This window comes from Streptomyces graminilatus (genome assembly GCF_001418565.1).
Classification (GTDB): domain Bacteria; phylum Actinomycetota; class Actinomycetes; order Streptomycetales; family Streptomycetaceae; genus Streptomyces; species Streptomyces graminilatus.
The window spans coordinates 1-352 of sequence record NZ_LIQQ01000607.1; the positions used below are offsets into that span (position 1 = coordinate 1).

The window sequence follows — 352 nt, forward strand, 5'->3', positions numbered from 1 at the left end:
GGCCGAGGGAGGCGACGGGGTCGGCGTCGAGCTCGCCGGTCATGTCGACGAGCCTGACAACGATGTCATCCCGCTGGAAGACGGTGCTGCCGTACACCGGGGAGGACGGGTCGTCCGCGGCGGCCTCGTCCTGGTGGGCGAGGAGCCGGGCCAGGTCCATCCCGCGGTCCTTCTTCGCCGGGTAGAACAGCGCGTGCCTCTTCAGACCGGCGGGTGCCTTCTCGCCGGAGACCACGTGGTGGACGGCCGGGAGCGCCGCGCGGGTGAAGAAGACGCGCGCCGAGTCGGGGTCGCTGAGGTCCCGGTCCTGTTCCAGGTACGGGTTGATGGCCTCCTCGACCGCCCGCACCTC

General features: G+C 71.6%; 1 protein-coding gene. It reads right to left on the reverse strand.

Annotated elements, in window-relative coordinates; translation table 11 throughout:
- The coding region (locus tag AOK08_RS48045) for a SchA/CurD-like domain-containing protein (RefSeq protein WP_277816059.1) at positions 1 to 352 on the reverse strand (352 nt) is incomplete at both ends.